Raw genomic sequence first — 25,130 nt, forward strand, 5'->3', positions numbered from 1 at the left:
CATGACCGACCGCACCCTGCGTCGAGTCGCGCCGTCCGGCGCGGTCACGCTCGACGACGTCGCCCGCGCGGCGGGCGTTTCGCTCGCCACCGCCTCGCGCGCCCTCAACGGCTCGACCCGCAAGGTCGCCGACTCCTACCGGGAGCGGGTCGAAGAGGCCGCCGCGCGGCTCGGATACAGCGCGAACCTGTCGGCCCAGGCGACCGCGCGGGGAACGTCGGCGATCATCGCCTTGCTCGTGGCCGACATCGCCGACCCCTACTTCGGGCTCATCGCCTCAGGCGTCGCCCGCGGTGCCGATGAGGCCGGGCTCGTCGTGACGGTGGCGATCACGGAGCGCGATCCGGAGCGGGAGGTCAGGCTCGTCCGGGCCCTGCGCGGACAACGCCCGCGCGGGCTGATCCTCGCGGCGTCGCGGACCACGGCGGGACCGTCGGCCGAACTGACGCGCGAGCTGGAGCTCCTGAGCGGGATGGGCGGTCAGGTCGTCGCCCTCGGCAAGGGCGCCGGCGATGTGCGCTCCCTCGTCCTCGACAACCGCAGCGGCGCCGAAGCCCTCGGTCGAGCACTCGTCGAGCGGGGATACCGCCAGGCCGTCGTGCTCGCCGCCGAGGAGGGGACCGCCACGAGCGACACCCGACTCGACGGGTTCACCGACGGGTTCACCGCTGCGGGTGGGTCCGCGCCCCGTGTCTACCGCGGCGGGTTCACGCGCGAAGCGGGCTACGAGGCCATGACGCGCGCCCTCGCGGACGGCATCGAGCCCGGGACGGTCGTCTTCGGCATCAGCGACGTCGTCGCCATCGGCGCCCTGACGGCGATGCGCGCCGCCGGGCGCACGGCGGGCGAGGACATCGCCCTCGCCGGCTTCGACGACATCCCCACGGGCCGCGACGTGACCCCGGCCCTCACGACCGTCCGCGTGCCGCTCGAAGAGGTCGGCTACCAGGCGTTCCGCGCGGCGACGGATGCCGAGTGGGAGCCGCACCCGGATGCCCTGCGACTCGAGGTGCTGCTGCGCGAGAGCACCCCTCCGCGCGCATGAGCGTCGTCGTCGCGCTGGACAGCTTCAAGGGCTCCCTCCCGGCTGCCGCCGCCGCGGCCGCCTTCGCCGCCGGGTGGCGCGAGGTGGACCCCGCGGCAGAGCTCGTGCTGCGTCCGATGGCGGACGGGGGAGAAGGAACCCTCGACGCGTTCGCCGCCGCCGTCCCCGGCGCCGAGCGACGCCCGGTACGGGTTCGGGGGCCCCGCGGCACCGCCGTCGACTCCTCATGGCTCCTGCTGCCGGACGGCACAGGCGTCGTCGAACTCGCCTCGACGAGCGGGATCGAACTGCTCGGCGACGACCGGCTGCCGTGGGATGCCGACACCACCGGTTTCGGGCAGGCGATCGCCGCCGCCCTCGACGCCGGGGTCACCCGACTCGTCCTCGGGATCGGGTCGTCGGCGTCGACCGACGGCGGCAGCGGGATGCTGCGTGCCCTGGGCGCGCGCATGGTCGATGCCGACGGGCGGGACGTGCCGGCCGGCGCGCGCGGACTCGCCGCCGTCTCGGCCATCGACCTCACGCACGTGCGTCCGATGCCCGCGGGCGGGGTGACGGTCCTCAGCGACGTCACCAACCCGTTGACGGGGCCGTCGGGTGCTGCGGCCGTGTTCGGGCCGCAGAAGGGGCTCACCCCCGCCGACGTCACGGTCGTCGACGGGGTGCTCGAGCGCTTCGCGGCGTGCATCGCCCGTCACGCTCCGGGCGCCGACCCGTTGCTGCCCGGTGCGGGCGCCGCGGGCGGCACGGGCTTCGCCCTCGCCGCCTGGGGCGCGGATCTCGTCCCCGGCGCGGAGCGGGTCGCCGAGCTCGTCGACCTCGCCGGCGCGGTGGCCGCGGCATCCCTCGTCGTCACGGGTGAAGGCTCGTTCGACGGTCAGTCCGCGGCGGGCAAGGTGCCCGCGTTCGTCCACGGGCTCGCGACGTCGCGAGCGGTGCCGGTCGCGGTCGTCGCCGGGCGGATCGGCGCGGATGCCGACACGTCGGGGTTCGCGCACGCCGTCTCGACCACCGAGCTGGCCGGGAGCGCCGCGGCGTCGATGGCCGATCCGGAACGCTGGCTGCGGGATGCCGGGCGGACGCTCGCGAGCCGACGAGGCTGACCAGGGCATCCGATGCTCGCCGGGGAGTGGTCGCGCGCGGAGTGGGTCGCGCACGCCGACGCCCTCCTCGATGCCGCGCGACGGTACGCGACGCCCGGTGGCGGTCGCATCCTCTTCCCGGGAGCCGAGGGCGGGTACGGCCGTGACGTCGACGGACTCGAGGGCTTCGCGCGCACGCTGCTGCTGGCGGGCTTCCGGATCGCAGGGGAGCGCGGTGTCGGTGTCGACGACCTGATCGCGTTCGTGCGCCGCGGAGTCACGACCGGCGTCGATCCCGGAGCGCCCGACCGGTGGGTACGACCGGACGAGCACGGGCAGGCGAAGGTCGAAGCGGCATCCATCGCCCTCATCCTCGACCTCACGCGGCCCTGGGTGTGGGACGCCCTCGACGCCGTCACCCGGCAGCGCGCGATCGAGTGGTTCGCTCCCGTCGTGGGGGACGACACGTATCCGCGGACGAACTGGGTATGGTTCCGCATCGTCGTCGAGACGTTCCTGCGCTCGGTCGGCGGACCGTGGTCGCCGGACGACATCGCGGCCGACCTCGCCTGCCACGATTCGTTCGTGCGGGAGGACGGTTGGCTGTCGGACGGCGACGAGCGCTCCTACGACCACTACGTGGGCTGGGCGCTGCACGTATACCCCGTCCTCTGGTCCCGGATGACGGGGGCCGCGGAGCTCGCCGGCGGACGGACGGCGGGTGACGTCGCCCGGCTGGATCGCTTCCTCGACGATGCGCTCACGCTCGTGGGCGGCGACGGGTCGCCCCTGATCCAGGGCAGGAGCCTCATCTACCGGTTCGCGGCCGCGGCCGTGTTCTGGGTCGGCGTCATCGCCGAGGTGCCGTCGCACTCGCCCGGTCGACTGCGCCATGCAGCGGAGCTCATCGTCCGCCACTTCGCCGAACGGGGCGCCCCGGACGCCGACGGCATCCTGACGATGGGGTGGCACGGCGAGTGGCGCGCCCTGGCGCAGTCCTACTCCGGACCCGGGTCGCCCTACTGGGCGGTGAAGGGGCTCCTCGGCGTCCTGCTGCCCGCGGATCATCCCGTCTGGACGACGCCCGCCGAGCCGCTCCCCGTCGAGACGGGCGACGCCCTGCGCGCCGTGACCTCGCCGGGGTGGATCGTGTCGGGCACCGCCGCCGACGGCATCGTCCGCGTCGTCAACCACGGCACGGACCACTCCCGCGCGGGCGCGGTGTCGACGGACTCGCCGCTGTACGCCCGCATCGGGTACTCGACCGCCACCGCGCCCCTCCTGGACGCGCAGGCGTGGCGCGATCCGCTCGAACAGTCGGTGACGATGACGGATGCCGACGGTCGCCGCACCCACCGCAGCGGGATGCGGCTGCTCGGGACGCGCGTCGACGACGGGGTCGGGTCCGTCTCGGCGGTGTGGGACGCCCACTGGGTCGAGCCGGCCCCCACGACGCACGCGCACGGGTCGGGGCTCACTGGCGTCGCGCGTCGCGCCGGCCGCATCCGGGTCGATTCGTTCGTCCGCGGCAGCATCGAGGTGCGGGTCGTGCGTGTCGAGATTCGCGCGGAAGGCGCGCTGCGTCTGCGCGTCGGGGGGTGGGCCGTCGCCGGGGACGATCCGACGGGGCACGTGAGCGGCGCGGCGGCTGAAGCGTCGTCGGGCGGGGTGACCAGCGGCATCCGCTCGCTGACCGGCGGGATCGCCGGTGTGGTGCGCCGCGATGACGCCAGCCCTCTCGGCGTCCTTGCCGCGGTTCCGGTGATCGACCTCGGATCGTGCGACCTTGCGGTCGTCGTCGTGGATCTGCGCGGCGCCGGAGCCCCGGTGCGGACCGACGCGGCCGTCGAGGTCGGCGCCGACGGGGTCTCGATCACCTGGCCGGACGGACACCGGTCGCTCACGCGCCCGCCGGCCGCATAGCGACCTCATAGCAGGGGCTTTGAGGGGTCCACAAGCCCTACGTCGGCGTCAACGCCCGTCCCTACAGTCGCGATAGGGGCCCCCGGCGCAATCCGTCTCGGGCTTCGCACCGAATGCTGTGTAGCACCTGAACGCACCACCCGCGGCATCCGTCGCCCAATGGAGGGAAAATCGCATGACCAGCTCACCCAACCGCCTCGTCGCCGTCATCTTCGGCGCCGTCTACATCCTCGTCGGACTTCTCGGTTTCACCGTGACGGCGGGCGTCGGCTTCCTTGCAGACAGGGGCGGCCTGCTGCTCGGCATCTTCATGGTCAACCCGCTGCACAACGTCGCGCACCTCCTGATCGGTGCGGCGCTGCTGATCGGCGGACTGTCGAACGTCCGCGCCGCCAAGGGCGTCAACCTCGTCGTCGGTGCCGCGTACCTGCTGCTCGGCATCGTGGGCTTCTTCCTCGTCGGCAGCGCGGCGAACATCCTCGCGCTGAACACGGCCGACCACTTCCTGCACCTCGCGAGCGCAATCGTCCTGCTCGGCGTCGGCATCGCCGCCGACAAGCAGGTCTCCACCCGCGCGGCCGTCTGATGTCGCCGTCCGCCCTCGTCCGCTCCTGGCCCGCGCTCGCCGCGTGGGGAGCAGGGCTGGTCCAGCTCGGGCTGAGTGCGGGCGCGATCGTGAAGGGTGCCGATGCCGCCGACCGTGGCATCGGCATCCTGCTCGCCACCGTCGGCGCGGCGACCCTCGCGTGGGGGATGGTGACGCTGGCCAAGGGCCGGCTCGCGATGCCCCGCTCCGGGGTGGCCGTCTCGCTGGTCGGGATCGTCCTGCTGTTCGCGCTCATGCTCGTCGGGCCGGCGCAGGTGAGCATCTACCCCGTGATCGTCGCCGCGGTTCTGTCACTCGCCGTCGGCGTCGTGTCGGCGGTCGCGCTGCGTCGCGCCGATCGGGGACGACCGAGTCGACCCACCGCGCGGGCCGCGGCGCGGACGAGCATCGGCGGTCTCATCGCCGGCGCCTTCCTGCTCGCCGGCGTCGTGACACCGGCCCTTGCCGCGACCCCGATCGGGAGCGACGCCCCCGGCGCCTCGGTCAACGAGGTCTTCATGACGGGCCACGGCGGGCACTGAGCCCGGTCGACGTTAGCGGATGCAATAGATCCGCGGCGACACGCCGGTAGCGGGCGAATGCTGCGGCGCGCCGCCCGGCATCTATTGCATCGCGTGACACCGCGCACACACGAATCGCCCCGGCGCCGCATCGGCACCGGGGCGTTCCCGTGCGTCTTACAGGCCGCGCGCGAGGCGGTAGTAGGCCTGGTTCCAGCGGAGTTCCTTCTGGAAGCCGCGCACCGTCGTGTCCTCGTCGATGACGAGCAGCTCGGTGCCGGCGATGTCGGCGAAGTCGCGGAACACCTCGATGCCCACGGCCGTCGTCATGACGGTGTGGTGGGCGGCACCCGCAGCGAGCCAGCAGGATGCCGAGGTCGCGAAGTCCGGCGACGGCTTCCAGACCGCGCGACCCACCGGCAGCTTCGGCAGGTCGGGGGCGTCGACGTTCTCGACGACGTTCGCGACGAGGCGGAACCGGTCGCGCATGTCGCTCATCGCGACGACGAGGGCGGGGCCCGCATCGGCCGTGAAGACCAGGCGCACGGGGTCGGCCTTGCCGCCGATGCCGAGCTCGTGCACCTCGAGGCGCGGCTTCGACGTCGTGAGCGAGGGCGACACCTCGAGCATGTGGGCGCCGAGGATCCGCTCGTTGCCGGGAACCAGGTCGTAGGTGTAGTCCTCCATCAGGCTCGCCCCACCGGGAAGGCCCGAGCCCATGACGTTCGCGACGCGCACGAGGATCGCCGTCTTCCAATCGCCCTCGGCGCCGAAGCCGTAGCCCTCGGCCATGAGGCGCTGCACGGCGAGGCCGGGCAGCTGCGTGAGCGCGCCGAGGTCCTCGAACGACGTCGTGAACGCCCCGAAGCCGCCGGCCTCGAGGAACGACCGCAGCCCGATCTCGATCGCCGCGCCGTCGCGCAGCGACTGGTGCCGCTCGGCGCCCGGCAGCAGCTCGGGCGCCACGTCGTACGAGGCCACGTACTCCTCGACGAGCGCGTCGATCTGCGCCTCGGATGCCTGGGCCACGGCATCCGCCAACTCGTTCACGCCCCACGTGTTGACCTGCACGCCGAACTGCAGCTCGGCTTCGGTCTTGTCGCCCTCGGTGACCGCGACGTAGCGCATGTTGTCGCCGAAGCGGGCGAGCTTGAGGGTCTTGACGGCCTGCCAGCCCGCGGCGGCGCGCTCCCAGTCCTCGATCTGCTGCAGGACGACGGGGTTCGAGACATGTCCGACGACGGTCTTGCGCGCGACGCCCAGGCGCGTCTGGATGTATCCGAACTCGCGGTCGCCGTGGGCGGCCTGGTTGAGGTTCATGAAGTCGAAGTCGATGTCGTTCCAGGGCAGCTCGACGTTCGCCTGCGTGTGCAGGTGCAGGAGGGGCTTGCGGAGCGCATCGAGGCCCGAGATCCACATTTTCGCGGGGCTGAACGTGTGCATCCACGCGATGACGCCGATCACCGAGTCGTCGGCGTTGGCGTCGAGGGCGAGCCGCTTGATCGAGTCCGAGTCCTTCAGGACGGGCTTCCACTCGACCTTCACCGGAAGGCCCGCGAGGCCCTCCGCGACGGCCTGCGACTGCTCGGCGACCTGCCGCAGCGTCTCCTCGCCGTAGAGGTTCTGGCTGCCGGTGACGAACCAGACGGTGTACTGCTCGAGGCTGGTGGAGAGGGTCATGCTGTTCCTTCGTTCGATGAGCGGATGCCGCGCAGCGGCAGAGCGGTGATGGCGGCGCTCTCGACGGCCAGGCCGTCGCGGTAGCGCGCGAGGTAGTCGGCGAACCCGGCGACGTCGGCCGGGTCGGGGTCGGCCGTGACGGAGGCCGCCCCCGCGAAGACCTGGTCGGCGAGGTACGACGACAGATCGACGGCGTGCGCTGGCGCGGCGTCCCGAGTCGGGAGCACCGTTCCTGCCCCGCGCGGCGCGACCGCGAACGCGGCCAGCACCGCCATGCCCCATGCGCCGCCCTCGGCGGCGGTGTCGCCGACCGTGACGGGTGCGTCGAGGGCCCCGGCGAGGAAGCGCTGCGCGACGCCCGCGGTGCGGAACACCCCGCCGTGCGCGAACATCGCGTCGAGCGCGACGCCCTCCTCGGCGAGCGTCTGCATGCCGATCGCGAGCGTCGCGAACACGCCGTACACCTGCGCGCGCATGACATTCGCGAGCGAGAAGTCCGCGTCCGGCGTGCGCACCACGAGCGGGCGGCCCTCGGCGAGGCCCGCGATCGGCTCACCGCTCAGATGGTTGTACGCGAGGACCCCACCGGCATCCGCTGCGCCCTCGAGCGCTTCGCGCAGGAGCGTCTCGTAGACGGCGTCCGTCGTCATCGACTGACCGGATGCCGCGGCGAACCGCGCGAACAGCGACGCGAACGACGCCAGCTCGCTCGCTCCGTTGTTGCAGTGCACCATCGCGACCGGGTCACCGGCGGGCGTCGTGACGAGGTCGATCTCGGTGTGGACGCGCTCCAACGGACGCTCGAGGACCACCATCGCGAAGATGCTCGTGCCGGCGCTGACGTTGCCCGTGCGCGGCGAGACCGCGTTCGTGGCGACCATGCCGGTGCCGGCGTCGCCCTCTGCGGGGGCCGCCACGGCGCCCGGGCGGAGCGTGCCGGTCGGGTCGAGGAGGGCGGCGCCGGCGGCGGTGAGAGTCCCGGCATCCGCCCCCGCGGGAAGGACCTCGGGGAGGAGGTCCGTCAGGCTGCGGCCGGCGAGGAAACTCGCGGCGTGCGCGTCGTACGCCGCGACGCGATCGCGGTCGTAACCGCCGTCGGAGCCGATGGGGAACATGCCCGATGCGTCGCCGACGCCGAGCGCGAAGCGTCCGGTGAGCTTCTCGTGGACCCAGCCGGCGAGGGTGTTGATCTTCGCGAGCGAGGCGAGGTGCGCCTCGTCGTCGAGGACGGCCTGGTGCAGGTGGGCGATCGACCATCGGAGCGGGATGTTGACGCCCAGCAGGTGGGTCAGCTCGGCCGCGGCGGCACCGGTGGATGTGTTGCGCCAGGTGCGGAACGGGACGAGGAGGTTCCCCTGGGCGTCGAAGGCGAGGTAGCCGTGCATCATCGCGGAGACGCCGATGCCGGCGAGCTCCGTGAGTTCGGCGCCCTGCCGGCGGACGTCGGCGACGAGGTCGGCGTAGGCGGCCTGCAGGCCCGACCAGATCGCGTCCTCGGAGTAGGTCCACACGCCGTCCACGAGGGCGTTCTCCCACTCGTGGCTGCCGACGGCCAGCACGGTCGTGGGGTTGCTCGCGTCGACGAGGCAGGCCTTGATACGGGTCGAGCCGAGCTCGATGCCCAACGCTGCGCCGCCGGAGGTGATGACGCTCATCGGCGGGCGTCCGTGCTCTGGCCGTACACGTTCTGGTACCGGTTGTAGAGGGCGTCGATCTTCTCCTGCGGGATCGGGATCAGCTCGCCCCCCTGCCGCGCGAAGTGGACGGTGCGCGCGGCGTCTTCGCACATGACGGCGGCCTTCACGGCATCCTTCGCGCTGACGCCGATCGTGAACGGTCCGTGGTTCTGCATGAGCACGGCGCGTGAGCGGTGGCCGGTCAGCGTCTCGACGATGCCGCGGCCGATCGAGTCGTCGCCGATGATCGCGAACGGCCCGACCGGGATCGGGCCGCCGAACTCGTCGGCCATGCCGGTGATGACGCAGGGGATCTCCTCGCCGCGCGCGGCCCAGGCCACGGCGTACGGGGAGTGCGTGTGGACGACGCCGCCGACGTCCGGCATGTTCCGGTACACGTAGGCGTGCGCGGCGGTGTCGCTCGAGGGCGAGCGGTCGCTGCCCGGGGTGCCGGGCACGACGGTGCCGTCGAGGTCGCAGAGGATCATGTTCTCGGGCGCGAGGTCGTCGTACGAGACGCCGGACGGCTTGATGACGAAGAGGTCGGCACTGCGGTCTTCACCAACGCGCACGCGTCCCGAGACGTTGCCCCCGGTCCAGACGACGAGGCCGTAGCGGACGAGTTCGGCATGCAGGGCGGCGACGTCCGCGCGGACGGCCGCGATCGCCTCATCGAGATCGGTCATGCGGTTGATGTTACCGGTAACATCTCGGTCGCGCCAGAGTTGGCTCAGCCGGGCGGCGCGGCGCTCGATGCGCGTGCGATGAGCACCGGCTCCGCGACGTCGCCGCGCGCGGGCAGGCCGAGGGCCTCGGCGACCACGCGCTGCGCCTCACCGGCCGTGTCGACGCGCACCGTGGTGAGCGCGGGCGTGTAGAAGGCGGCATCCGCGTTGTCGTCGAAACCCGTGACCGAGACGTCGTCGGGAACCCGCAGTCCCTCGGCGACGAGGCCGGCGATGAGGCCGAGCGCCATCTGGTCGTTCGCCGCCGCGATCGCCGTCGGCCCGTCCGCTCCGCGCACCGCGACGGCCACCTCCCGCGCGATCGAGGCTCCCGCCGCCGCGCTCCAGTCGCCGTGCCAGATCGCCGCGGGACGGATGCCGGCGGCACTGAGCGCGCCATCGACGCCCTCGTCGCGGGCCGTGGCCTCGAGCCAGTCGGCGGGTCCCGCGAGTCGCGCGATGCGCCGATGGCCGAGCGTGACGAGGTGGTCGACAGCGAGCGCCGCGCCGGCGCGCTGCCGGGCGGCGCCCTCACCGGTGTGCAGCGCGGCGAGCGGGGTGTCGCCGGCGACCTGTCGCAGGGCGGGGAGCGTCGCGGTGTGCGGGGCGACGACGATCAGCGCATCGACGCCCTGGGCGAGCAGCCGCTGGGCGGCATCGGTGACGGATGCCGGGTCAGCGGCATCCGCGTAGGTCGTCGCCAACCAGCGGTCCGCCGCCCGCGCCGCCGCGTCGAGCGCGGCGATGCCCGCGCCGGGGCCCCAGAGGGTGGCGTCGGAGGCGACGACCCCGACGGTGCGGGTCGTCGAGGTGCCCAGGGATCGTGCGGCGTTGTTGACGCGGTAGCCGAGTTCGGCGATCGCCGCTTCGACGCGGGCACGGGTCTCGGGCCGCAGGTTCGGGCTGTCGTTGATGACGCGCGAGACGGTCTGCGTCGAGACTCCGGCGCGGGCGGCGACGTCGCGGACGCTCGCGCGCATCGTCCCGGCCCGTCCCATGGCGCTCACTGTAGCTCTGCCCGCGGCGGCCCCTTGCACGCCGAGTCGCCCGATGTCGAGGAGCGGGAGCTCATCGGCCAGCAGGATTACGGTGGAGGATTCACGCCGACGACGGAGGAGGGACCGGATGCGGCTGCTGCAGCGACTCGCGCTCGGGCGCTTCTACGCGCGCCTGCCCGAGTGGGTGCGGGTGATCGTCGCGGTGGCGGCGGTCGTGCTCGGCGTGGTCATCGTCATCCGCCCGACCACGGCCCTCGGCGTGCTCGCCTGGCTCATCGGCGGCGGCATGGTCCTCACCGGCGTGCTCGATCTGACGGGCCGCGACGGCGAGGGCCAGCGCCCCCGCTGGCGGACGATCACCGGCGGAGCGTGGGTGGTCGGTGGGCTCATCGTGCTCCTCACCCCCGGCCTGACGGTCCGTGTCGTCGCGACGCTCGTCGGCATCCTCCTGTTCGCCGCGGGCGCGGCGGGACTCGTGGCCGTGTTCGCTAAGGGGCGCACGCTCGATGCCCGCATCGCGGATGCCGCCTTCTCGATCTCGGGCGTGATCTTCGGCGTCCTCGCGCTGTTCTGGCCCGACATCACCCTGCTCGTCGTGGCCGTCGTGTTCGGGGCCCGCCTCATCATGAGCGGGGTCACCGACCTCTGGATGCGGCTGCGCCGTCGCCGCGACACCCGCGCCGAGCGCCGCCACGAGCCCCGCAGGCTGCGCCGGTGGGGGCGCACCGTGACCGCTCTCGTGTCGGTCGCGCTCGCCGTGACGACCGCGCTCGTGACCGTGCCGCTGCGTGAAGGCTCGACCGTCGTCGACGACTTCTACGCCGCGCCCCGTGACATGCCCGGGCAACCGGGCCGGCTGATCCGGGCGGAGCCGTTCACCGCCGGCATCCCGGTCTCGGCGAACGCGTGGCGGATCCTCTACACCACCACGGGTGCGACGGGCGAGGTGCGCGTGGCAAGCGGTGTCGTCGTCGTGCCGAAGGAGGGCGACGGGCAGTGGCCGATCGTCGACTGGAACCACGGGACGACGGGCTTCTCGGAGAGCTGCGCCCCCTCGCTGCAGCCGCGCGGTCTGTGGTCGGGTGCGCTGTACATTTTGCCGACGATCATCCGGCAGGGATGGGCGGTCGTCGCGACGGACTACATCGGCCTGGGCACCGAGGGGCCGCATCCGTACCTCATCGGTCCGCCGAGTGCGACGGCGTCGCTCGACGCGGTGCGCGCCGCGCGGGAGTTGCAGGATGCCGACCTCGGCACCCGCACGGTCATCTGGGGCCACTCGCAGGGCGGCGCGGCCGCGCTCTGGGCCGGCTCGATGGCGCGCGAGTACGCGCCCGAGCTCTACGTGCAGGGCGTCGCGGCGCTCGCGCCGGCGAGTGATCCGTCCGCCCTCGTGCAGAACATCTCGAGCGTGACCGGCGGCAGCATCTTCGCCTCGTACGCGTTCGCGGCGTTCTCGTCGATGTACGACGACGTGTCGTACGACGAGTATGTGAGGCCGGGTGCCGACACCGTCCTCCGGCAGATGTCGGAGCGATGTCTGTCCGATCCCGCGATCGTCGTCTCGGTCGCCGCCTCGCTCGGCATGAGCGGCGATCCGCGGCTGTTCTCGGAGCCCCCGGCATCCGGTCCTCTCGGCGTGCACCTGCGCGAGAACGCGGCGCCCCTCCGGCAGAACGCGCCCGTGCTGCTCGCCCACGGCGGGGCGGACAGCGTCATCCCCGTGGCGACCCAGACCGCATTCGTGCAGCGGATGTGCTCGGCTGGTCAGGTCGTCGACTACCGCGTCTACGACGGCTACGAGCACGCGGCGGTCGTCGAGCGTCCGTCGCCGCTGCTCGACGAGCTCATCGAGTGGACGACCGCCCGGTTCGCGGGCGAGCCGGGCCCGGAGAAGTGCTCGACCACGAGGAAGTGAGCCGGGGGTCTGGGTGCGCCCATAGGGTGGGACGCATGACCGAGAACACCCTTCCCTCCGGCATCCATCTCGACGATTTGAGCTCCGACGTCCGACCGCAGGACGACCTGTTCCGTTACGTCAACGGATCGTGGCTCGACCGCACCGAGATCCCCGAGGACAAGGCGCGGTGGGGGTCGTTCCACCTCGTCGCCGAGCAGGCCGAGCACGACGTCCGGGCGATCATCGAGGAGTCGACGGACGCAGAGCCGGGCACCGAGACCCGCAAGATCGGCGACCTGTACGCGAGCTTCATGGACACCGACACGATCGAGGAGCGCGGCGCCGACGCCGTCGCCCCGCAGCTGGCGCTCGTCGACCGGGTCACCGGCATCCCGAGCTTCCTGAGCACCGCCGGGTCGCTGGAGCGCGAGGGCGTCTCGGGCGTCTTCGGCACCTACATCGAGCCCGACCCGGGCAACCCGCAGCGCTACGTGATGTTCCTCGTGCAGGGCGGGCTGTCGCTCCCCGACGAGAGCTACTACCGCCTCGACAACTTCGAGAAGACCCGCATCGCGTTCCGTGCCTACGTCGCGAAGCTGTTCAGCCTCGCGGGCGTCGACGACGCCGAGGCGCAGGCCGACCGCGTCGTCGCCCTCGAGACCGAGATCGCGTCCCACCACTGGGACAACGTCCGCAGCCGTGACGCCGTCGCGACCTACAACCTGATGTCGTGGGATGCCGCAGTGCAGCTCACCGGCGTCGACCTCGCCCCGTGGCGCGACGCCGTCGCCGCCGGCAAGACGGGCGTCATCGAGGAGGTCGACGTCAACCAGCCGAGCTTCTTCGAGGGCCTCGGCACGCTGCTGGTCGAGGGCCGCCTCGAGGACTGGAAGGCGTGGCTGCGTCTGCAGGTCGTCCGCTCGTCCGCTCCGTTCCTGTCGCAGGCTTTCGTCGACGCGAACTTCGCGTTCTACGGCACCGAGATGACCGGCGTGCCCGTCAACCGCGAGCGCTGGAAGCGCGGTGTCTCGCTCGTCGAGGCCGCGCTCGGCGAGGCGGTCGGCAAGGTGTACGTCGAGCGTCACTTCCCGCCGCGCGCCAAGGAGGAGATGGACGTCCTCGTCGACAACCTCATCGAGGCGTACCGGCAGTCGATCTCGTCGCTCGAGTGGATGACGCCCGCCACGCGCGAGCGCGCGCTCGAGAAGCTCGAGGCCTTCACCCCGAAGGTCGGCTACCCCGTGAAATGGAAGGACTATTCGGCTCTCGAGGTCGACGCATCCGACCTCATCGGCAACGTCCGCCGCTCGAACGCGTGGCAGCACGACCAGCAGGTCGCGAAGCTCGGCTCGCCCATCGACCGCGACGAGTGGTTCATGACCCCGCAGACGGTCAACGCGTACTACAACCCGCTCATGAACGAGATCGTGTTCCCCGCGGCGATCCTGCAGTTCCCGTTCTTCGACATGGAGCGCGATCCGGCCGCGAACTACGGCGGCATCGGTGCGGTCATCGGGCACGAGATCGGCCACGGCTTCGACGACCAGGGGAGCGCGTTCGACGGCACCGGTGCGCTCAACGACTGGTGGACCGACGAGGACCGCACGGCGTTCACCGAGCGCACGAAGACCCTCATCGAGCAGTACAACGCGCTGGTCCCGCAGGGGCTGTCCGAGGGGCACACCGTCAACGGCGCCCTCACGATCGGCGAGAACATCGGCGACCTGGGCGGCCTCGGCATCGCGATCAAGGCGTACCGGCTGCACCTGAAGACGACCGGGTCGACGGATGCCGACGGTCCCGTCATCGACGGACTCACCGGCATCCAGCGTCTGCTGCTCAGCTGGGGTCAGATCTGGCAGCAGAAGGGGCGCGATGCCGAGACGATCCGTCTGCTGACGATCGACCCGCATTCGCCGAACGAGTTCCGCTGCAACCAGATCGTCCGCAACATCGACGAGTTCTACGCCGCCTTCGACGTGACCGAGGCCGACGCGCTCTGGCTCGATCAGGACAAGCGCGTCACCATCTGGTGACCGCGGTGCGCGGCGCGCCGGTCGTCAGCATCGAGCTCGAGTTCGATGCGGCGACCGAGCGCGCCGTGCGCGCGGAGTGGCAGGCGCTCGCCGACGCCGGGCTGTCGAGCCTCGCCGCGCACACGTCGCCCTCGAATGCCCCGCACGTGACGCTGCTCGTGCGTCCCGCGGTGACCCTCGCGCGGGTGCCGCTGCCCGCGGCGTTCCCCGTGACGCTGGGTGCGGTCGTACTCTTCGGGGCGGGGGAGCGGCGGGTGCTGGCCCGTTCGGTCGTCCCGTCGGCCGACCTGCTCGCCCTGCACGCCGCCGTGCACGAGGCCGCCGGCGCCGGCGACGACGCTCCGCACACCGCGCCGGGCGAATGGATGCCACACGTCACCCTCGCGCGCCGGCTCAAGGTGTCCGACCTCGAGCGCGCGCTGCCGCTGCTCGGCGACCCCCTCCTCGGGACGGCGCGCGGGCTGAGGCGGTGGGACGCGGCATCCGCCACCGTCACCTCGCTGGGAGAGTTCGGGGGCTGAGCGCGGGGTCTGTGCGCCGAAGGGCGGGCTGTGCTCGTCGCGCTGTGTGCTTCCCCTGTCGCGACACGCCGTGTGGCGCTGCCGTTTGCGACAGGGGAGTGCGGGGCGTGGTCGCCCCCTGTGCTTCCCCTGTCTCAACACGCGGTGTGGCGCTGCCGTTTGCGACGGGGGAGTGCGACGGGCTGAACGCGCGTTCAGTCGCGCCGAAGGGCGGGCTGCGAGCGTCGCGGGCCGCCGTTCGGCGCCGATGAACGCTTCCGGGGACGCAACGGGCCGCCCCGACGGGCTCGCGGCGGCGAATCGCGTCCCCGGAACCCCGCGTCAGAAGACGATCGTGTGGTTCCCGTGCCGGATGACGCGGTCCTCGGCGTGCCAGCGCACCGCGCGGGACAGCACCTGGCGCTCGACGTCGGCGCCGCGGCGCACGAGCTCGGCGGTGGTGTCGGCGTGGGTCACGCGGATCGTGTCCTGCTCGATGATCGGGCCCTCGTCGAGGTCGCCGGTGACGTAGTGGCTCGTCGCGCCGATGAGCTTCACGCCGCGCTCCTTCGCCTTGCGGTACGGCTCGGCGCCGATGAAGGCGGGCAGGAACGAGTGGTGGATGTTGATGACCGGCACCGCGAGCTCGGCGAGGAACTCCGGCGAGAGGATCTGCATGTAGCGGGCGAGCACGACGAAATCGACGTTGCCCTTCAGCAGCTCGAGGATCTTCGCCTCGGATGCCGACTTGTCGGGACCCGGCGTCGACGGCACGTGGAAGAACGGCACCCCGAACGAGCGCACGTCATCGGCCGACGTCGCGTGGTTCGAGACGACCATCGGCACCGTGATGGGCAGCTCGCCGCGGCGGTTGCGCCACAGCAGGTCGAGCAGGCAGTGGTCCTGTTTCGACGACAGGATCGCCGTGCGCTTGGGCACCGACTGGTCGGTGAGCGACCACTCCAGATCGAACGGAGCGAGTGTGTCGCCGATCTCGGTCTCGATCGCGGGGCGCTGCCCCGCGAAGCCCGGGCGGTGGAACACGACGCGCTGGAAGTACGCGCCGCCGCGGGGGTCGTCCGAGTACTGGTCGAACTGGACGATGTTGCCACCGATCCGCGTGATCATCGCCGAGACCGCGGCGATGATGCCGGGGCTGTCCTTGCCGTGCACGATGAGGCAGGCGTGGTCGGGGTGGAGCTGCGACACGGACGAAGTCATCCCTCGATTCTGCCCTGTGCGGTGACGGATGCCGACCGCGTGACGCGCGGCATCCGTCAGCGCACGCCCTTCATGAGCGACAGCACCGGCTTCACGCAGACCAGCAGCAGCACGCCCATCGCGATCGAGATGATGCCGAGGGTCGAGAAGTAGGGCACTTCGTTCTCGGGGTCGTACAGCGTCGCGAGCTGGCCGGCGATGGCGGTGCCGAGCGACACCGAGAGGAAGAACAGCGCGACCATCTGCGTCTGGAACCGCTCCGGCGCGAGCTTGGTCGCCGCCGACAGGCCGACGGGCGAGAGCATCAGTTCCGCGATCGTGAAGACGAGGAGGATGCCGACGATCGCCAGCAGCGGCGTCGAGTTCGCCCCGCCGCCCGCGAAGGGCAGGAAGAGCAGGAACGCGACGCCCATGACGGCGACGCCGAACGCGAACTTCACCGGCGTCGACGGCTGGCGTGAGCCGAGCTTCGACCACACCGCCGTGAAGACGCCCGCCAGCAGGATGATGAACACCGGGTTGATGGACTGCACCCACGGGATCGGCATCTCCCAGCCGAACAGGTTGCGGTCGAGGCGCTCGGCCGAGTACAGCGTCACGACCGTGAACTGCTGCTGGTAGAGCGACCAGAACACGACAGACGTGAGGAACAGCGGCAGGAAGCCCCACACGCGGCTGCGCTCCTGCGAGGTGATCTGACGGCTGAGCAGGATGACGGCGAAGTACGCGATGGCCGCGAGGATCACCGCACCGATCACGATCAGCGCCAGGTTGTCGGCGCGGATGACGCCGGTCAGGACCAGGACGACGATGACCACCACGGCGGCGACGCCGATCCCGGCGAACAGCGGGTAGCGTCCGCGCGGCAGCGGGTTGGGCACCACGCGCGCCTCGGCGGGCAGGCTCCGGCGACCGAACGAGTACTGGGCGAGGCCCAGTGCCATGCCGAGGGCGGCGAGCCCGAAGCCCCAGTGGAACCCGAGGGTCGACTGCAGCAGTCCGGTCAGCAGGGGGCCGGCGAAGGCGCCGAGGTTGATGCCGAGGTAGAACAGCGAGAAACCGGCATCCCGTCGGGAATCGTCGGCGGCGTAGAGGGTGCCGACGACGCTCGTGGCGGTCGCCTTGAGTCCGCCCGATCCGAAGGCGACCAGGATGAGGCCCACGGTCACGCCCGCGAAGCCGGGGAGGAGGGCGAGGGCGATGTGCCCCGCCATGATGACGATCGCGCTCAGGAAGAGCACGCGTTCGGCGCCGAGGATGCGGTCGGCGACCCACGCCCCGAGGACGGTCGACAGGTAGACCGCGCCGCCGTAGGCGCCGACGATGCTCGCCGCGACCGTCTTGTCGACGCCGAGACCGCCGTCGGTGACCGAGAAGTACAGGTACAGCAGCAGGATTCCCTGCATGCCGTAGAAGCTGAAGCGCTCCCACATCTCGACGCCGAACACGTGCGCGAGCGCGAACGGCTGACCGAAGAATCGGGTGTCGCGCGCTGCGGTGTCGTCGGAGGACGGGAGGTCGACGGGAGGTACGTTCCGCATTCGTCCCAGGTTAGGCACCGGTCCTGGACGGGGCACCCAGGTTGTGCGACACCCCGCGCGGGTGTATCAGTCCTCGCCGACGGCGGCGCGGGTGGCGTGACGATCGGCGAGCAGCGTGTCGCGGACCCGACGGCGGAGCACCTTGCCGATGAGGGACTTCGGCAGCTCCTCCCAGACGACGTAGGTCGTGGGCCGTTTGTACTCCGCGAGGCGCTCGCGGGCGAGCTCGCGCGCGGCGGCCTCGTCGAACGTCGCGCCGTCCTCCAGGACGACGACGGCGGTGACGACCTCGGCTCCGCCGCCGCGGGGGATCCCGACGACCGCGGTCTCGGCGACGCCCGGCGTGGCGGTCACGACCTGCTCGACCTCCGAGGGGGCGACGTTGAAACCGCCCGTGATGATGAGCTCCTTCTTGCGGTCGACGACTGTGACGAAGCCGTCCTCGTCCTGCTGCACGAGGTCGCCGGTACGCACCCAGCCGCCCTCGAGGAGGGTCGCGGCGGTCTCCTCGGGACGGTTCCAGTACCCCGCGAACACCTGCGGTCCGTGGATGAGCAGCTCGCCGGTCTCGCCCTGCGCGACCTCGCGGGTCGGCTCGTCGGGATCGACGACCTTGATGTCGGTCGAGGGGAACGGGATGCCGATGGCCCCGATACGACGCGACTCATCGAACGGGTTGGCCAGGGCGATGGGGCTCGTCTCGGTGAGGCCGTACCCCTCGTTGAGCATGCTGCCCGCGAGCTTCTCCCAGCGGGAGACGACCGCCGGGGTCAGGGTCATCGCTCCCGAGATGGAGTACACGACGCGGCTGAGGTCGAGGGCGCCGTCACGTGCGACCCGGGCGAGCCGGTCGAACATCGGCGGGACGGCGGGGATGAAGGTCGGCGGGAAGGTCTTCGCGGCATCCACCACCAGTTCGGGGTCGAAGGTGGGGAAGAGCACGGCGCGCGACCCGGTCTCGACGGAGTAGATGACCGACAGCAGCAGACCGAAGGAGTGGAACATCGGCAGCAGGCCGTAGATGCTGCCCTCGCCGTGGCGGAACTCCGGCATCCATGCGGCGCCCATGCGGGCGTTCGCCCACAGGTTGCCGTGGGTGATCATGGCGCCCTTCGGGTCACCCGTCGTGCCCGAGGTGTACTGCAGGCAGGCGAGGTCGTCGCGCCCGGGCCGCGGGTGCCCCGCGGCGATGGGTGCGGAGTTCTCGAGCCGTGTGAACGGGATCGTGCCGGGGGCGGCGGCCGTGAGCTTGCCGCGCGACTCCCGGGCCTTCGCGACGGGCAGGCGCAGCAGCATCCGCATCTTCAGCGGCATCGCGGTGGTCACGTCGACCGAGACGACGTCGCGGATGCCGAGCTCGGCCGGCAGCGACTGCACGAGCGGTGCCACCTTGTCCCACGCGATCACCGTGCGGGCGCCGTGGTCGCGGAACTGCACCTCGAGCTCGTCCCGCGTGTAGAGCGGGTTGTGCTCGACGACGACCGCGCCGAGTCGCAGCACCGCGTAGAACGCGATGACGTGCTGCGGGGCGTTCGGCATGATCAGGGCGACGCGGTCGCCCGCGCCGATGCCGAGCTTCCGCAGCCCCTCGGCGACGCGCGCGACCCGCGAGCCGAGCTCGTCGTAGGTCACCGCCCGGCCGAAGAACGCGATCGCGTCGCGCTCGCCGTACCGGCCGACGCGCTCGTCGAGCAGGTCGATGAGCGACCCCGTCACGGGTTCGATGTCGACCGGTGTGCCGGCGGCGTAGAAGCGGTTCCAGGCGCGGGTCTCGTTCAGCTGCACGGCGACGATCCTAGGTCGCGCAGGTGCCCAGCGCGTTCCCCCTTGCTCGGTGCGTGCCCGCGCGCAAGCGGGTGGCCGGAGTGTGAGGCGCCTGCGACGCTCGAGGCATGACCGACGATGCGCTCACCGCCCGCCGCGCCCACTACGCCGGGTTCTTCGGCGACCTTCCCCGCACGGACTACGGCGTCGTCGTCGGCAACTGCCAGGCCGAGTCGGTGCGGATCGTGCTGGACTCCGACGACCTGACGCTCCTGCGCGTCCCGCCGGTGTACGAGATGGATGCCGCCGAGGCGGCGCGCCTGCACGAGGTGCTCGCGGGCGCCTCGGTGCTCATCGCGCAACCCGTGAAGGACGATTACCACGACCTCCCGCTGGGGACGCGGCAGCTCGCGGCATCCCTCCCCGCGTCGGGTCGGACGGTCACCTTCCCGGTCGTCCGCTTCTCGGGCCTCTACCCGTTTCAGGCCGTCCTGCACGTTCCGGGGACGGAGGAGGATCCGCCGATCGTCGCGTACCACGACGTCCGCACCCTCGCCGAGGCGGGCGGCATCCCCGTCCGCGACATGCTGGGCGCAGGCGCCGTCCGGGCCGAGGCGGCCGACTCGATCGCGGAGCTCGAGCGGCGTGAGCAGCAGCTCGACGTCGGGGTCTCGGACCTGTTCGCGGCGCCGGGATTCGACCTCGTCCGCACCGTGAACCATCCGGGCAACCCCGTGATCCTGGCGATCGGCGACCGTGTGCTGCGGGCCCTCGGGCGACCGGGCACGGCGACCGATCCGGGCCGCCGGCTGCTGGGCGCCGTCCACGCGCCGCGCGAGGACTGGGTCATCGACGCGTGGGGACTCGACGCCGTGCCCGAGCCGGTGTGGCGCGTGAACGGCGATCTCATCGATCCCGCCGAGATCCGCGAGGCGCACCTCGAGTGGTACCGCCGTAACCCCGGCTTCGTCCGCGGCGCCCTGGAGCGACTCCAGCCGACCCTCGAGCGCTGGCGGCGCTGACCGGCGTAGCGTGGCGGGATGGCTGACGCGCTCGACATCCGCGAACTGCACACGATCGACGAGATGGTCGCCGCGAGCGGCGTCTTCGAGGCGGTCTGGGGTTCTCCGGACGGCGGGATGCCGCCGAACCTGCTGCGCGCGTTGGAGCACTCCGGCAACTACGTCGTGGGCGTCTTCGACGGCGAGCGGATGGTCGCGGCATCCGCTGCCTTCTTCGGACCGCCGTCATCGCGCAGCATGCACTCGCACGTGACGGGCGTCCTGCCCGACGCGCAGGCGCGGGGCGTCGGCCGCGCGCTCAAGGCGCATCAGCGCGAGTGGGCGTTCGCGCGCGACGTCGGCACCATCACGTGGACGTTCGATCCGCTCATCGCCCGCAACGCCCACTTCAACCTCGAGGTGCTCGGGGCGCGCGTGACGGACTACCTCGTCGACCACTACGGCGACATGGGCGACGCGGTCAACAGCGGCGACGAGAGCGACCGGCTGCACGTCGCCTGGCACCTCGCGTCGCCGGTGCCCACGCCGGACGCCTCCGAGGTGGTGGCGACGGTCGCGATCCCGAGCGACATCGAGGCGATGCGCAGGACCGATCCGGATGCCGCGGCCCGCCTCCGCCGCGAGGTCCGCGACGCGTTCCGGGCGCAGCTCGACGCCGGCCTGGTCGTCGGCGGCTTCCGCACCGGCGAGGGCTACCTGTTCGTCCGGAGCTGAGGCGCGGCGGTCAGCCGGCCCGACGGGCCCCTTCGCCGAGCGACTCGAGCTTCGCCCACGCGATGTCGGGGTGGATGCGGCCGCCCAGGCCGCAGTCTGTCGAGGCGATCACGCGCTCGGCGCCGACGATGTCGGTGTAGCGGCGGATGCGCTGCGCGACGAGATCGGGGTGCTCGACGACGTTCGTCGCGTGGCTGACGACGCCCGGGACGAGGACGAGGTCCTCGGGGATCCGTGCGTCGGCCCAGACGGCGAACTCGTGCTCGTGGCGGACGTTTCCCGCCTCGAACGAGATCGACCCGACGTTCGCCTCGAGGACGACGTCGAGGATGTCCTTCAATTCGACGTCGGTCGTGTGCGGACCGTGCCACGAGCCCCAACACAGGTGCAGGCGCACCTGCTCCTTCGGAAGGCCCTCGATGGCGCGGTTGATCGCCTCGATCCGGATGCGGGTGAACGCCCGGTAGTCCGCGGCCGATGGCTCGGGGTCGATCTGGTCGAAGTTCTCGGCCAGCGACGGGTCGTCGAGCTGCAGGATGAGGCCCGCGTCGGTGATGGCCCGGTACTCCTCACGGAGGGCATCGGCCCACGCGTCGATGTGCTCCTGCTCGGACGCGTAGTAGTCGTTGTGCACGCGTGCGGCGGACCCGGGCGCGATCGCCGTGAGGAAGCCCTGCTCGCCGTCGTGGAGCGCTGCCGTGAGGTTGCGGATGTCCGCCTCCACCGCGTCGTGGCCGCGGTACGAGAGGGGACCCGTCGTGGTCGGGAAGGCCGAGGCGATGCGCCCGGTCTCGACGGCCTCGGCATAGACCGCGGGGAACCGCTGCCGGTCACGACGACCCAGGAAGCTCGTGAGGCGGATGTTCCCCGGGCTCGACAGCACGGGCGGCTCGGTGAAGGCGTTCACCTCGGTGAGCGACAGCCCCGCGACGCGCTGGAAGGAATATCCCCACCACGCGCCGTAGTCGACCGGGTTCGTCATGGCCTTCCCGAACTCGCCGTCGCCGACGAGGGTGATGCCCGCGGCGCGCTGGCGTTCGACGACGTCGGCCACGGCACGCGCCGTCAGCTCCTCGGCCTCGGCGCTCGGCAGCAGGGTGAAGCCGTCGTCGGCGAACGCGCGCGCGGCGTTCGCCTCGATCAGCGCGGTCGAGCGGGGAAGGCTTCCGGAGGTGGTCGTCTCGAGGGGCATGGGCCGAGTCTAGGAATCGACGGATGCCGCTGCACCCGTCGTGCAACGGCCCGTAACCTGACCCCATGCCGCTCGCTCAGCACGCCGCATCCGTCCGCCTCGACGAGATCGAGCTCCGGGTGCTCCGCATCCCGCTCGTCGCTCCGTTCACGACGTCGTTCGGCACCATGACCGACCGCGAGGTCATCGTCGTCCGCGCGAGGACCGATGCGGGCGAGGGGTGGGGCGAGGTCGTCACGCAGAGCGCACCGGTGTACTCCAGCGAGTACACGCAGGGTGCGTGGGACGTCACGACGCGCTGGCTCGGTCCGGCGCTCCTGCAGCGCGGGACCCTCGCGCCCGAGGACGTCGCCGGCGTCCTCGACCCGTTCGTCGGCCACCGGATGGCGAAGGCGGGGCTCGAGCTCGCCCTGCTCGACGCCGCCCTCCGCGGCGAGGGGCGCTCGTTCGCGTCGTACCTGGGCGGGACGGCGGTGACCATCCCGTCGGGGGTGAGCGTCGGCATCCAATCCGATCCGGCGGCCCTCGTCGAGACCGTCCGCGGGTACCTCGACGAGGGGTACGTCCGGATCAAGATCAAGATCAAGCCCGGCCGCGACATCGCCGAGACGGATGCCGTGCGCACCGCGTTCCCCGACATCCCGCTGCAGGTGGACGCGAACTCCGCTTACACGCTCGCCGACGCCGACACGCTGGCGCAGCTCGACCGGTTCGGCCTGCTGCTCATCGAGCAGCCGCTGCAGGAGGACGACCTCGTCGACCACGCCGCCCTCGCGCAGCAGCTGAAGACGCCCGTCTGCCTCGACGAGTCGATCACCTCCGTCAAGGCCGCGCGCGACGCGCTGGCCCTCGGCGCGACGACGGTCATCAACGTCAAGGCGGGTCGCGTCGGCGGCTACCTCGAGGGGCTCCGCATCGCCGACCTCTGCGCGTCGGCCGGGATCCCGGTCTGGTGCGGCGGCATGCTCGAGACCGGGATCGGCCGCGCCGCGAACGCCGCGCTCGCCGCGCACCCCGCGTTCACGCTGCCGGGCGACGTCTCGGCATCCGCTCGGTTCTACGACCGTGACATCGTGGCGGAGCCCGTCGTCCTCGAGCACGGACACGTGCGGGTGCCGACGGGGCCGGGCCTCGGCGTCGAGGTCGACCTCGACGCGGTCGAGGCGTTCACCGTCGCGCGCGCGACGCTCCGCGCCTGACGGTCAGGCGGGCGTCGCCCCCGCATCGTCGAAGGCGATCAGCGAGAACGCGCGCCGTACGACGTCGGCGGGTGGTTCGTCGCCGCCGTGGAACGCCCACCAGACGAGGGCCGCGTTCGACGCGCCGCTGAGCGCCTGCGCGCGGACGACCGTCGTCAGGTCGTCGGCCGACGAGCCGTCGCGCTCGGCGATGAATTCCACGACCGCGTCGGCCAGCGCTCCGATCCTCGCGGAACCCATGGCCCAGAGGGTCGGGTTGTCGCGGATGACGTGGAGTCGATGACGGGTGACCTCGATCATTTCGTCGGGGATGGTCGCAGCGGCGGCGAAGGCTCTCCGGATCGCCTCCCAGGTGTCATCCTCTGCCGCGCTGCTCGCGAGGCAGGCGTGGAAGCGATCGACCGCCTCGTCGAGACCGCCCCAGACCAGCGAGGCCTTGCTGGGGAACAGCCGGAACAGTGACCGGCGGCTCACATCGGCTGCAGCCGCGACATCGTCCATCGACACGACATCGAACCCGCGCTCGTCGAAGAGTCGGAGCGCGAGGAGGGAGACGCGGTCGGGGTCGATGGTGCGGGGCCGGCCCGAGGGGCGTTCGCTGGGGGAGTTCATAGACACCTTTCGGCACTGAGTGCTAAAACTGTACCGGCGCACCGAGCGCCACTCTCGAAGGAGGAGACATGACCGAAGCGACCACCGGCCGATTCGCAGGCAAGACCATCATCGTCACGGGCGCGGGTTCGGGCATCGGACGCGCCACCGCGGTCCGGATCGCGCGCGAGGGCGGACGCGTGATCGCGACCGACGTCGTCGCCGAGCGCCTCGACGACGTGCGTGCGGAACTGTCGGACCTTCCCGTCGAGACGGTCGTCGGCGACGTGTCCCGCGCCGAGACGATCGACCTCATCATGCGCGCCGCCGCGGACCGCGTCGACGGGCTCGCCAACGTCGCCGGCATCATGGATGCCTTCCTCCCGCCGAGCGAGATCGACGACGCCACCTGGGAACGAGTGCTGAGCGTCAACCTCACCGGCCCGATGCGGCTGACGCGAGCCGTACTGCCGCTCATGATCGCCGCGGGATCCGGCGCGATCGTCAACGTCGCATCCGAGGCGGCCCTGCGCGGATCCACGTCCGGCGCCGCCTACACCTCGTCCAAGCATGCGATCGCCGGGTACACGAAGAGCGTCGCGTTCTTCCACGGACCGCAGGGGATCCGCGCGAACGCCGTCGCTCCGGGAGCCGTGGCGACGAACATCGAGGCCCCGATGCGCAGTGAATACGCGGCATCGCGAGTCGGTCCGATCTTGCAGGCGATCGTCCCTCCCGTGGCCCAGCCCGAGCAGCTCGCCGCAGCCATCACGTGGCTGCTCAGCGACGACTCGGCCAACGTGAACGGCGTCCTCCTGCCGAGCGACGGCGGGTGGTCGGCGATCTGAGCCGGCGGTCAGGGGGCCGTCACCAGACGATGCCGCCGCCCACCGAGATGCCGCCCCACGTGAGCAGCACGAAGATCGCGGCGAAGACGACCGGGGCGATGCCCTTGCCCCTGCGGGCGAGGCCCTTGAACAGGGCGATCACGACGAGGATCGCGGCGACGATCGACAGCCCGCCGCCGACGAAGAAACCGATGAACAGCGGGATCGGCATGAGGATGAGGCCGAGCAGGCCGACCCAGAAGGCGGCCCAGGCGGTCGGGTTCGAGCGGCGTTCGGTGGCGTAGGACATCACCCCATCCTGGTGTCCTGCGCCCGATCCCGCGACGGGGCTGTCGTGGATCCCGAGAACTGATAGAGGGCGCGGGA

General features: G+C 71.7%; 22 protein-coding genes. 12 read left to right on the forward strand and 10 right to left on the reverse strand.

The window, feature by feature from the left end; translation table 11 throughout:
* The first annotated feature begins 1 nt into the window (after position 1).
* The 5 genes from AC4NN1_RS11650 (at position 2) to AC4NN1_RS11670 (ending at position 5,178) form a co-directional block, all read left to right on the forward strand.
* Positions 2–1,045 carry a LacI family DNA-binding transcriptional regulator gene (locus AC4NN1_RS11650; protein WP_491955405.1) on the forward strand — a complete coding sequence of 348 codons (1,044 nt, stop codon included), beginning with the start codon at positions 2–4 and terminating at the stop codon, positions 1,043–1,045.
* The gene (locus AC4NN1_RS11655; RefSeq protein WP_491955406.1) at positions 1,042–2,148 is read left to right on the forward strand and encodes a glycerate kinase; all 1,107 of its coding nucleotides are present in this window, start codon (positions 1,042–1,044) and stop codon (positions 2,146–2,148) included. The genes AC4NN1_RS11650 and AC4NN1_RS11655 overlap by 4 nt, the downstream gene beginning before the upstream one ends.
* Positions 2,149–2,160: 12 nt before the next feature.
* The gene (locus AC4NN1_RS11660) at positions 2,161–4,050 is read left to right on the forward strand and encodes a DUF2264 domain-containing protein (protein ID WP_491955407.1); all 1,890 of its coding nucleotides are present in this window, start codon (positions 2,161–2,163) and stop codon (positions 4,048–4,050) included.
* A gap of 175 nt (positions 4,051–4,225) precedes the next feature.
* Entirely contained in the window at positions 4,226–4,636 is a 411-nt protein-coding gene (locus AC4NN1_RS11665) for a DUF4383 domain-containing protein (protein WP_491955408.1), read from the forward strand.
* Positions 4,636–5,178: a hypothetical protein gene (locus AC4NN1_RS11670; RefSeq protein WP_491955409.1), complete on the forward strand. Its 543-nt coding sequence runs from the start codon at positions 4,636–4,638 to the stop codon at positions 5,176–5,178. Before AC4NN1_RS11665 ends, AC4NN1_RS11670 begins: the two co-directional genes overlap by 1 nt.
* A 156-nt stretch (positions 5,179–5,334) precedes the next feature.
* Here AC4NN1_RS11670 and araA read toward each other — a convergent pair whose 3' ends face one another.
* From araA to AC4NN1_RS11690, 4 genes are read right to left on the reverse strand one after another with little or no spacing between them, the layout of a single operon-like run.
* Complete coding sequence (gene araA / locus AC4NN1_RS11675; RefSeq protein ID WP_491955410.1) at positions 5,335–6,837, reverse strand: L-arabinose isomerase; 1,503 nt, start codon at positions 6,835–6,837, stop codon at positions 5,335–5,337.
* Positions 6,834–8,492 (reverse strand): xylulokinase, encoded by a 1,659-nt coding sequence (locus AC4NN1_RS11680; RefSeq protein ID WP_491955411.1) that lies wholly within the window; start codon positions 8,490–8,492, stop codon positions 6,834–6,836. Before AC4NN1_RS11680 ends, araA begins: the two co-directional genes overlap by 4 nt.
* Complete coding sequence (locus AC4NN1_RS11685; RefSeq protein ID WP_018187490.1) at positions 8,489–9,199, reverse strand: L-ribulose-5-phosphate 4-epimerase; 711 nt, start codon at positions 9,197–9,199, stop codon at positions 8,489–8,491. Before AC4NN1_RS11685 ends, AC4NN1_RS11680 begins: the two co-directional genes overlap by 4 nt.
* A 44-nt stretch (positions 9,200–9,243) precedes the next feature.
* A complete protein-coding gene (locus AC4NN1_RS11690) occupies positions 9,244–10,236 on the reverse strand; it encodes a substrate-binding domain-containing protein (RefSeq protein WP_491955412.1) in 993 nt (330 codons plus the stop codon).
* 127 nt (positions 10,237–10,363) lie between these two features.
* Between AC4NN1_RS11690 and AC4NN1_RS11695 the strand changes: the two genes are divergently transcribed.
* From AC4NN1_RS11695 to AC4NN1_RS11705, 3 genes are read left to right on the forward strand one after another with little or no spacing between them, the layout of a single operon-like run.
* On the forward strand, positions 10,364–12,154 hold the full coding sequence (locus tag AC4NN1_RS11695) for an alpha/beta fold hydrolase (protein ID WP_491955413.1): 1,791 nt from the start codon (positions 10,364–10,366) through the stop codon (positions 12,152–12,154).
* A 35-nt stretch (positions 12,155–12,189) separates the two neighbouring features.
* On the forward strand, positions 12,190–14,172 hold the full coding sequence (locus tag AC4NN1_RS11700; RefSeq protein WP_491955414.1) for a M13 family metallopeptidase: 1,983 nt from the start codon (positions 12,190–12,192) through the stop codon (positions 14,170–14,172).
* On the forward strand, positions 14,169–14,693 hold the full coding sequence (locus AC4NN1_RS11705; RefSeq protein ID WP_491955415.1) for a 2'-5' RNA ligase family protein: 525 nt from the start codon (positions 14,169–14,171) through the stop codon (positions 14,691–14,693). The genes AC4NN1_RS11700 and AC4NN1_RS11705 overlap by 4 nt, the downstream gene beginning before the upstream one ends.
* Positions 14,694–15,014: 321 nt before the next feature.
* On the opposite strand, the gene purU is transcribed toward AC4NN1_RS11705, so the two are convergent.
* The 3 genes from purU to AC4NN1_RS11720 all read right to left on the reverse strand — a co-directional run bounded on the left by purU (position 15,015) and on the right by AC4NN1_RS11720 (position 19,219).
* Positions 15,015–15,893, reverse strand: coding sequence for a formyltetrahydrofolate deformylase (purU, locus tag AC4NN1_RS11710; RefSeq protein ID WP_491955416.1), 879 nt, complete (start codon positions 15,891–15,893; stop codon positions 15,015–15,017).
* Positions 15,894–15,949: 56 nt separating this feature from the next.
* Positions 15,950–17,434, reverse strand: a complete 1,485-nt coding sequence (locus tag AC4NN1_RS11715) for a peptide MFS transporter (protein WP_491955417.1) — start codon at positions 17,432–17,434, stop codon at positions 15,950–15,952.
* A gap of 66 nt (positions 17,435–17,500) precedes the next feature.
* Positions 17,501–19,219, reverse strand: coding sequence for a long-chain-fatty-acid--CoA ligase (locus AC4NN1_RS11720; protein WP_491955418.1), 1,719 nt, complete (start codon positions 19,217–19,219; stop codon positions 17,501–17,503).
* Positions 19,220–19,326: 107 nt separating this feature from the next.
* Here AC4NN1_RS11720 and AC4NN1_RS11725 point away from each other — a divergent pair, with 107 nt between their 5' ends.
* On the forward strand, positions 19,327–20,220 hold the full coding sequence (locus tag AC4NN1_RS11725; RefSeq protein ID WP_491955419.1) for a WcbI family polysaccharide biosynthesis putative acetyltransferase: 894 nt from the start codon (positions 19,327–19,329) through the stop codon (positions 20,218–20,220).
* Positions 20,221–20,238: 18 nt separating this feature from the next.
* Complete coding sequence (locus AC4NN1_RS11730; protein ID WP_491955420.1) at positions 20,239–20,934, forward strand: GNAT family N-acetyltransferase; 696 nt, start codon at positions 20,239–20,241, stop codon at positions 20,932–20,934.
* A gap of 10 nt (positions 20,935–20,944) precedes the next feature.
* Here the strand turns inward: AC4NN1_RS11730 and AC4NN1_RS11735 are convergent, their stop codons facing one another.
* Positions 20,945–22,126: a cobalamin-independent methionine synthase II family protein gene (locus tag AC4NN1_RS11735; protein WP_491955421.1), complete on the reverse strand. Its 1,182-nt coding sequence runs from the start codon at positions 22,124–22,126 to the stop codon at positions 20,945–20,947.
* Positions 22,127–22,191: 65 nt separating this feature from the next.
* Here AC4NN1_RS11735 and menC point away from each other — a divergent pair, with 65 nt between their 5' ends.
* A complete protein-coding gene (gene menC / locus AC4NN1_RS11740; RefSeq protein ID WP_491955422.1) occupies positions 22,192–23,325 on the forward strand; it encodes an o-succinylbenzoate synthase in 1,134 nt (377 codons plus the stop codon).
* A 3-nt stretch (positions 23,326–23,328) separates the two neighbouring features.
* On the opposite strand, the gene AC4NN1_RS11745 is transcribed toward menC, so the two are convergent.
* Positions 23,329–23,937 carry an acyl-CoA-like ligand-binding transcription factor gene (locus AC4NN1_RS11745; protein ID WP_020098570.1) on the reverse strand — a complete coding sequence of 203 codons (609 nt, stop codon included), beginning with the start codon at positions 23,935–23,937 and terminating at the stop codon, positions 23,329–23,331.
* A gap of 68 nt (positions 23,938–24,005) precedes the next feature.
* Between AC4NN1_RS11745 and AC4NN1_RS11750 the strand changes: the two genes are divergently transcribed.
* A complete protein-coding gene (locus AC4NN1_RS11750; protein WP_018187477.1) occupies positions 24,006–24,764 on the forward strand; it encodes an SDR family NAD(P)-dependent oxidoreductase in 759 nt (252 codons plus the stop codon).
* Between the two features lie 19 nt (positions 24,765–24,783).
* Here AC4NN1_RS11750 and AC4NN1_RS11755 read toward each other — a convergent pair whose 3' ends face one another.
* Entirely contained in the window at positions 24,784–25,053 is a 270-nt protein-coding gene (locus tag AC4NN1_RS11755; protein ID WP_116227553.1) for a hypothetical protein, read from the reverse strand.
* Between the last annotated feature and the right edge of the window lie 77 nt (positions 25,054–25,130).

The sequence above is a fragment of the Microbacterium sp. MDV22-iso44 genome (assembly GCF_058629135.1).

What these genes read in the sequence shown, in the direction of transcription:
- AC4NN1_RS11650 (WP_491955405.1), top strand. Translation starts at nt 2, where the DNA reads ATGACCGACCGCACCCTGCGTCGAGTCGCGCCGTCCGGCGCGGTCACG.
- AC4NN1_RS11655 (WP_491955406.1), top strand. Translation starts at nt 1,042, where the DNA reads ATGAGCGTCGTCGTCGCGCTGGACAGCTTCAAGGGCTCCCTCCCGGCT.
- AC4NN1_RS11660 (WP_491955407.1), top strand. Translation starts at nt 2,161, where the DNA reads ATGCTCGCCGGGGAGTGGTCGCGCGCGGAGTGGGTCGCGCACGCCGAC.
- AC4NN1_RS11665 (WP_491955408.1), top strand. Translation starts at nt 4,226, where the DNA reads ATGACCAGCTCACCCAACCGCCTCGTCGCCGTCATCTTCGGCGCCGTC.
- AC4NN1_RS11670 (WP_491955409.1), top strand. Translation starts at nt 4,636, where the DNA reads ATGTCGCCGTCCGCCCTCGTCCGCTCCTGGCCCGCGCTCGCCGCGTGG.
- araA (WP_491955410.1), bottom strand. Translation starts at nt 6,837, where the DNA reads ATGACCCTCTCCACCAGCCTCGAGCAGTACACCGTCTGGTTCGTCACC.
- AC4NN1_RS11680 (WP_491955411.1), bottom strand. Translation starts at nt 8,492, where the DNA reads ATGAGCGTCATCACCTCCGGCGGCGCAGCGTTGGGCATCGAGCTCGGC.
- AC4NN1_RS11685 (WP_018187490.1), bottom strand. Translation starts at nt 9,199, where the DNA reads ATGACCGATCTCGATGAGGCGATCGCGGCCGTCCGCGCGGACGTCGCC.
- AC4NN1_RS11690 (WP_491955412.1), bottom strand. Translation starts at nt 10,236, where the DNA reads ATGGGACGGGCCGGGACGATGCGCGCGAGCGTCCGCGACGTCGCCGCC.
- AC4NN1_RS11695 (WP_491955413.1), top strand. Translation starts at nt 10,364, where the DNA reads ATGCGGCTGCTGCAGCGACTCGCGCTCGGGCGCTTCTACGCGCGCCTG.
- AC4NN1_RS11700 (WP_491955414.1), top strand. Translation starts at nt 12,190, where the DNA reads ATGACCGAGAACACCCTTCCCTCCGGCATCCATCTCGACGATTTGAGC.
- purU (WP_491955416.1), bottom strand. Translation starts at nt 15,893, where the DNA reads ATGACTTCGTCCGTGTCGCAGCTCCACCCCGACCACGCCTGCCTCATC.
- AC4NN1_RS11715 (WP_491955417.1), bottom strand. Translation starts at nt 17,434, where the DNA reads ATGCGGAACGTACCTCCCGTCGACCTCCCGTCCTCCGACGACACCGCA.
- AC4NN1_RS11725 (WP_491955419.1), top strand. Translation starts at nt 19,327, where the DNA reads ATGACCGACGATGCGCTCACCGCCCGCCGCGCCCACTACGCCGGGTTC.
- AC4NN1_RS11730 (WP_491955420.1), top strand. Translation starts at nt 20,239, where the DNA reads ATGGCTGACGCGCTCGACATCCGCGAACTGCACACGATCGACGAGATG.
- AC4NN1_RS11735 (WP_491955421.1), bottom strand. Translation starts at nt 22,126, where the DNA reads ATGCCCCTCGAGACGACCACCTCCGGAAGCCTTCCCCGCTCGACCGCG.
- menC (WP_491955422.1), top strand. Translation starts at nt 22,192, where the DNA reads ATGCCGCTCGCTCAGCACGCCGCATCCGTCCGCCTCGACGAGATCGAG.
- AC4NN1_RS11745 (WP_020098570.1), bottom strand. Translation starts at nt 23,937, where the DNA reads ATGAACTCCCCCAGCGAACGCCCCTCGGGCCGGCCCCGCACCATCGAC.
- AC4NN1_RS11750 (WP_018187477.1), top strand. Translation starts at nt 24,006, where the DNA reads ATGACCGAAGCGACCACCGGCCGATTCGCAGGCAAGACCATCATCGTC.
- AC4NN1_RS11755 (WP_116227553.1), bottom strand. Translation starts at nt 25,053, where the DNA reads ATGTCCTACGCCACCGAACGCCGCTCGAACCCGACCGCCTGGGCCGCC.